This window comes from Streptomyces lonarensis (assembly GCF_012033735.1).
Classification (GTDB): Bacteria; Actinomycetota; Actinomycetes; order Streptomycetales; family Streptomycetaceae; genus Streptomyces; species Streptomyces lonarensis.
This window is the reverse complement of record NZ_JAAVJD010000044.1, coordinates 24,170-30,385: the sequence shown is the minus strand read 5'-3', so window position 1 is coordinate 30,385 and position 6,216 is coordinate 24,170. Positions and strand designations below refer to the sequence as shown.

Genomic DNA, 6,216 nt, shown 5'->3' with positions numbered 1-6,216 from the left:
CCTCGGCGCGCCGGGCGCGGGCGAAGCGGCGCACGAGGTCGTGGAGGCGGAAGCGGTCGCCGCGGCCACCGGCGGGGCGGCCTGGCGGGCGGGTGGGGCGGCGGGGGCGGGGCCCGGCGTCAGGAGGACGAGGGGGTGTCCTGCGACTCCTTGATGTCGATCCGGTTGAGCTGCTTGGTCATCGACCGGAGCAGCATCCACACGGCCAGACCGAGCACGGCGAAGACCAGAAAGCCGAGGGCACCCGGCGTCACCGTGAACTCGTCCAGCTCCCGGGCGAGGGGGGTCAGGTCAGTCATGTCAGCCATTGTCGCGGACACCGGCGAACAGGTCCGACTCGGGGAGGGTGGTCTCCACCACGCTCTTGGCGAGCTCGTACTCCTCGGTGGGCCACACCTCCCGCTGCACCGAGAGCGGCACCCGGAACCAGCCGCCGTCGGGGTCGATCTGGGTGGCGTGCGCCAGCAGCGCCCGGTCGCGGGTCTCGAAGTGCTCCCCGCACGGCACGAACGTCGTCAGCTCGCGGTCCTTGCGGCTGATCTGCTCCCACCGCTCCAGCCACTCGCCGTAGGGCGACTCCAGCCCCCGCGCCAGCAGCGCCTCGTGCAGCGCCACCGTCCGCGGCCGGTTGAACCCCTGGTTGTAGTAGAGCTTCGACGGCTGCCAGGGCTCGCCCGCGTCCGGGTACCGCTCCGGGTCGCCCGCGGCCTCGAACGCCACCATCGAGATGCGGTGGGTCATGATGTGGTCCGGGTGCGGGTAGCCGCCGTTCTCGTCGTAGGTGGTGATCACCTGCGGCCGGAACGAGCGGATCAGCCGCACCAGCGGCTCGGCCGCCTCGTCGACGTCCTGCAACGCGAAGCAGCCCTCCGGCAGCGGCGGCAGCGGGTCGCCCTCGGGCAGCCCGGAGTCCACGAACCCCAGCCACTCCTGCCGCACGCCGAGGATCTCCCGGGCGCGGTCCATCTCCCGCGTCCGCACCTCGTGGATGTTCTTCTCGATCTCCGGGTCGCCCTGGAGCTTGGGGTTGAGCACCGAGCCGCGCTCGCCGCCCGTGCAGGTGACGACGAGCACATCGGCGCCCTCGGCCACGTACTTGGCCATGGTCGCCGCGCCCTTGCTCGACTCGTCGTCGGGGTGCGCGTGCACGGCCATGAGCCGCAGGTGTTCGGTCAAGGCACGATCCTCGTCATCTTGGTCCGCCAATCGGCTTCTATAGTGACTGATGGCGCCGACACTCCATTCCCGCCCTCCGGCACAGGCCGGGACGCGACCGGGCGGAGCCCGGGGCCGCCGCCCGACACCGCCACGCGAGGACCGAGGACCGCAGCCATGCCGACCGCCGGTGACCAGCCCGCCGCCCCCCGCCAGGGAGACGGCGCAGCCTCGCCCGCCTCGGGGCCGGCCCCCGGCCCGTCCCGCCCCGGCGCGGCGCCCGCCGGGCGCTACGGCTCGCCGGCCGGCGGGAGCGGCGACCGCGGCCTGAAGATCGTCGGCGGCGTGCTGGGCGTGCTCTTCCTCGCCTTCATCGCCTGGTCCGGCATCTCCTACATCGGCAAGCAGGACGTCACCGGCGAGCTCACCGGCTTCACCGTGGTCTCCGACACCGAGGTCGAGGTCACCCTCCAGGTCCGCAAGGCCGAGGGCACCCCGGCCGTCTGCACCGTCCGCTCCCAGGCGGAGGACGGCCTGGAGGTCGGCCGCGTCGACTTCCGCTTCGAGGCGGAGGGCGCCACCCTCCACCGGGCGCACACGCTGCGCACCACGGAGCGCGCCACCAGCGCCGAGCTGCTGAGCTGCACCGCGGGCGACTGACCGCCGGCGGTGCCCCGCGCGGCAGTCGTCCGCCCACGAGACGCCCCGCCCGCGGTGCGCCCGGGGCGTCGCGGAGCGTCACCGACCGTTCCCCCGCCCCGGCCCGCCCGCCGCCGACGACCACCGCGTGTCACCGGGAGCCGTCGCCGCCCGCTGCCTGAAACAGCAGGTCAGTGCGGGTGACGGCCGCAGGTGGTTTGTGCGCGAACTCGGAGGGTAATCCTCTCGCAACTCGATGATGCTTGGTCTATCATCGATCCTTCGCCCACCCGGCACGGCAAGGAGTCGCCGGGTCGGGCCTTGTTTGTATTCCCACCAGTAACCCGAGGAGCACCTGTGACCCAGACCAGCGACAACGTGATCTGGCTGACCCAGGAGGCGTACGACAAGCTCAAGGGGGAGCTGGAAGACCTCACGGGTCCGGCGCGCACCGAGATCGCCCGCAAGATCGAGGCGGCTCGCGAGGAGGGCGACCTCAAGGAGAACGCGGGCTACCACGCGGCCAAGGAGGAGCAGGGCAAGCAGGAGGCCCGCGTCCGCCAGCTGGAGGAACTGCTGCGCACCGCCCAGGTCGGTGCCGCCCCCGCCGACGACGGCGTGGTCGAGCCCGGCATGGTCGTCACCGTCGCCTTCGACGGCGACGAGGACGACACCCTCGTCTTCCTCATGGCCTCCCGCGAGTACGCCTCCGAGGACATCGACACCTACTCCCCGCAGTCGCCGCTGGGCAAGGCGGTCAACGGCAAGAAGGCCGGTGACGACGCCGAGTACGAGATGCCCAACGGCAGCGTGGCGAAGGTGAAGATCATCGACGCCAAGCCGTACGTCGCGAACTGACGCAGACCGCACCCGGCCTGCGGGCCGGGAGACCGGCCCGCAGCCCGGCGCCCCGGCCGAGAGCTGGGAGAACCGAGGGCTGAGGGAGCCGCATCACCCCGAGTCCGCCCCGCACCCCCACCGCGGCGGCGCCCGTGCAACGGCCGGGAGCCCCCCCCGGGCGTGCGTGAGACCCCGCGCCGGGCCCGCGACGCCCGCGACGCAACGGCGGCACGGGACTCAGGCAGTGCCGACCAGGAGCGCGATTCCGGCCACCATCAGTACCGCCGCGGCGATCCGCGGCCCGCCGAACCGTTCCTTGAAGAGAAACGTGGCGATCGCCGCCCCCGCTATCACGCTGAACTCCCGGAGCACCGCCACCGGGGCGATCGGCGCCCTCGTCTGCGCCCAGAGCACCAGACCGTAGGAGAGCGTGGACAGCGCGCCACCGATGAGCCCCGGCACGAGGAACGGCCGCAACCGGGGCAGGAGAGCGCCGCGCCGGGTGACCGCCGCGTACATCGGCACCGCGAGCCCGTCGAGCAGCATCAGCCACGCGATGTAGCCGAGAGCCGCGTCCGCCTCGCGCACGCCGAGGCCGTCGACGACGGTGTAGACGGCGATCATCACCCCGGTGGCCGTCGCCATCGCCACCGCCGGACCGCCCGGGCGGCGCGTTCGGTCCCGCACGCCCCAGAGCGCGAGCCCGAGGATGCCGGTCAGCACCACCGCCACGCCGGCGGCGCCGGCACCCCCCAGGTGCTCGCCGAGGACGAAGACGGCGAACAGGGTCACGAGCAGCGGAGCCACGCCCCGGGCTATGGGGTAGACCTGCCCGAAGTCGCCCAGCCGGAAGGACCGCATGAGCGCCAGCTGGTACGCCACGTGCAGCAGGACCGAGGCTCCGAGGTACGGCCAGGCCGCCGCCGCGGGGAACGGGACGAGCAGCGCCAGCGCGGCTCCGGAGAGCGTGCGGCCCACCCCCACCAGGGTGAGAGCCGCCAACTCGTCCGGTATGCGGTGGGCGATGGCGTTCCACGCGGCGTGCGTGATCGCGGCGAAGAGCACCACGGCGACGACGAGTGGTGTCACCGGCGCGCAGGTGCGGCCGCCGGCCGGCCGGCCGAGGACAGTTCCGCCAGGACCTCCGCGCGGACCGAGGCGTCCAGCATGTCGACGTTGGCCCGGTAGCAGCGGGCGCTCCCGACGAGGTCGGCCAGCTGCCGGCGCATGGCGGCCAACGACGCGGTGAACGCGTCGAGATCGCCTCGGTGGTGGGCCAGCAGGTCGTCCTTGAGCCCGTAGTTGACGACTCCGTCCGAGAACAGGCCCAGGAAGAGCCCGGCCTGCTCCGCGCTGATCCGCTCGAACGCCCGCGGACGGTCGGGGGAGTAGTCGGTGACGACCACGGTGCGGACCCGGCCCCGGTCCCTGGGGGCGCCGGGGAAGAGGAGTTCCGGAGCGGCCACGAAGTCGCCGCTCTCCAGGTGCGGGGTGAGCGCCCGCCTCGCTATGAGTTCGGCGAACTGCGGTGAGGGGCGGACCCGGACGGCGGAGGGGACCGCGTGCGCCTCTCCGTCGCGCACCAGCATGTGGGTGTTGGTCAGGAACCGCGCGCCGTTCAGGCACGCCTGGGTGAGGAAGACGGTCTTGCCTCCGCCGTTGGGGCCGGCCAGCAGCGTGGCACTCCCGTCGTCGAGGGTGAAACCGGCGGCCTTCAGGTGGAGGTAGCCGTGGTCGACGGCGAACTCCGTGAGGAGTCGCTTCACGAAGTAGGGCCAGATGGTCCGCTCCAGGCGGCGGCCGAGGACGACGGAGCGCCGTCCGTCCGTGAAGAGGTACGCGGGCTCCCCGAAGATGTGGTTGAGGTAGTACCCGGAGCGGAAGCGTGTGGCGCGCAGCGTGCGGTCGCGCAGCCGGTCCAGGTCCGCCGGGTCGAAGTGGTCCCTCTCCAGGTCGACGCAGACGATCTCGTGGTCCGGCTCGCGTCCTGCCGGGGCGTCCCGGGAGAAGTAGGCGTAGCCGTCGAACTCCTCCAGGTTGCTGGTGATGCGGACGCTCAGCAGGTTGAGGTCGACGTGGCGTTCGGAGCGCACGGGCAGCCGCCCCAGCCCCGCAGGGCCGTCCACGCCGCCGGCCGTCGCCGCGGCGGTCACCGGGCGGCCGTGCCGGCCACGGCGTCGCTCATGCGGCGGACCGAGGAGAAGGTCTCGCGGGTGAGCAGTTCGTCGGGGAACTCGATGGCGAACTCGTCCTCCAGCGCCACCATCAGTCTGACGCAGCGCAGCGAGTCCAGGCCCATCGACCAGAGGTCGGTGTCGGTGTCGACGAGGGAGACGTCGACGGAGTCCCCGAGGACCGAGAGCAGGACCTGCCGGACCCGGTCCTCGGTCCCCGGCGTGGTGGCGGTGGTGTCGTCCATGGTGCGCGTCTGTCCTCTCCGTCGTGGGTGCTTCAGGCCGCCGCTGCCGCGCGGAACCGCTCCACCATCTGCTGGGGGGTCCACTCGACGCGCTTCCCGGCGTGCGCGCCGCGGGGGGCGCAGCTGATGTGGATCAGGGAGGTGACGCCCGGTTCGGTCCTGACGGCGGCGAGTTCCGCGGCCGAGGTGACGGTGTGCGCCGCGGCGTACCCCGCGGCGAGCGCCAGGCCGGCGGGGTCGGCGACACGGACCGGCCGCTGCCCCCCGGTGCTCTCGTGGACGCCGTTGTCGAGCACGACGTGCACCAGGTCCGGGGCGTGTTCGGCGATCATGGGCAGGGCGCCCGGGTTCATGGCGAAGGACCCGTCGCCGTCGAGGACGACCACGTGGCGCCGGGGCGCTGCCAGGGCCACTCCGAGGCCGACGGGGGCGGCCATCCCCATCGAGCCGACCAGGTAGAAGTTCTCGGGCCGGTCGACGGTGTTGTACAGGTCCCGGGTGATGAAACCGCAGGTGGAGACGGTGAGGGAGGTCGGGTACTTCTCGGTGACGGCGCGTATCGCGTCCTGGATGCCGAACACGGTCAGATCCCTTCCTTGACGACGAGAACCGGAGTGGTGCGTCCGTCGTCCGCGGCGTCGAGGCAGCGCTCGACGGAGGCGTAGGCGTCCTCGGGGTCGAAGACGGTGTGGCGCAGGCCGAACACGTCCAGCAGGTTGAGGAGTTCGCGGCCGATGATGTCGTGCTCCACGGCGTCGCCGGCGTCGTGGCCGCGCCAGCTGACGACCAGTGGCACGTGCAGGTCGTAGATCAGGTTGAGCGAGGTCAGCACGTTGAGGGAGTAGCCGAGCCCGGAGTTCTGCATCAGGACGGCCGGGCGCGCTCCGGCGGCGGCCAGGCCGGCGGCGACGCCGACCGCCGAGTCCTCCCGCGGGGCGGGGAAGTAGGAGAGCCCGGCAGCGGGTCCCGTCCCGGCTTCCAGGGCCCGGAAGACCCCCTTGAGGAGGGAGCAGGGGACGCCGGTGAAGTGGGTGGTCCCCCGGTCCGCGAAGGCCCGGACGAGGGTGAGGGCCGCGCTGTCACGGTCGGCGACCGCGACGGGCGGAGCCGGGGGTGTCGGTGTCTGCACGTCTGTCATGGGTGGGGCAACTCTTCTCCGGTGA

At 72.7% G+C, this 6,216-nt stretch carries 9 protein-coding genes; 2 read left to right on the top strand and 7 right to left on the bottom strand.

The genetic code is table 11. The features are described from left to right. Positions 1–119 precede the first annotated feature (119 nt). Together HCN56_RS08715 and mca are read right to left on the bottom strand one after the other, a co-directional pair. Positions 120–299, bottom strand: a complete 180-nt coding sequence (locus HCN56_RS08715; RefSeq protein ID WP_167968929.1) for a hypothetical protein — start codon at positions 297–299, stop codon at positions 120–122. 1 nt (position 300) lies between these two features. Continuing rightward, entirely contained in the window at positions 301–1,176 is an 876-nt protein-coding gene (gene mca, locus HCN56_RS08710) for a mycothiol conjugate amidase Mca (RefSeq protein ID WP_167968928.1), read from the bottom strand. A 156-nt stretch (positions 1,177–1,332) separates the two neighbouring features. Here mca and HCN56_RS08705 point away from each other — a divergent pair, with 156 nt between their 5' ends. Both HCN56_RS08705 and greA read left to right on the top strand, forming a co-directional pair. Beyond that, entirely contained in the window at positions 1,333–1,815 is a 483-nt protein-coding gene (locus HCN56_RS08705) for a DUF4307 domain-containing protein (protein WP_167968927.1), read from the top strand. A gap of 336 nt (positions 1,816–2,151) precedes the next feature. Next, entirely contained in the window at positions 2,152–2,652 is a 501-nt protein-coding gene (gene greA, locus HCN56_RS08700; protein WP_167968926.1) for a transcription elongation factor GreA, read from the top strand. A gap of 219 nt (positions 2,653–2,871) precedes the next feature. On the opposite strand, the gene HCN56_RS08695 is transcribed toward greA, so the two are convergent. Genes HCN56_RS08695 through HCN56_RS08675 form a run of 5 tightly spaced genes read right to left on the bottom strand, consistent with a single transcriptional unit; the run spans position 2,872 to position 6,191 of the window. Continuing rightward, positions 2,872–3,723, bottom strand: coding sequence for an EamA family transporter (locus HCN56_RS08695; RefSeq protein ID WP_167968925.1), 852 nt, complete (start codon positions 3,721–3,723; stop codon positions 2,872–2,874). After that, positions 3,720–4,742: a FomB family phosphonate monophosphate kinase gene (locus HCN56_RS08690; protein ID WP_167968932.1), complete on the bottom strand. Its 1,023-nt coding sequence runs from the start codon at positions 4,740–4,742 to the stop codon at positions 3,720–3,722. Before HCN56_RS08690 ends, HCN56_RS08695 begins: the two co-directional genes overlap by 4 nt. Positions 4,743–4,783: 41 nt before the next feature. Continuing rightward, positions 4,784–5,053, bottom strand: coding sequence for an acyl carrier protein (locus HCN56_RS08685; protein WP_167968924.1), 270 nt, complete (start codon positions 5,051–5,053; stop codon positions 4,784–4,786). Between the two features lie 32 nt (positions 5,054–5,085). Continuing rightward, a complete protein-coding gene (locus HCN56_RS08680; RefSeq protein WP_209312512.1) occupies positions 5,086–5,634 on the bottom strand; it encodes a thiamine pyrophosphate-dependent enzyme in 549 nt (182 codons plus the stop codon). 2 nt (positions 5,635–5,636) lie between these two features. Next, positions 5,637–6,191, bottom strand: coding sequence for a thiamine pyrophosphate-binding protein (locus HCN56_RS08675; protein WP_167968923.1), 555 nt, complete (start codon positions 6,189–6,191; stop codon positions 5,637–5,639). Positions 6,192–6,216: the final 25 nt, after the last annotated feature.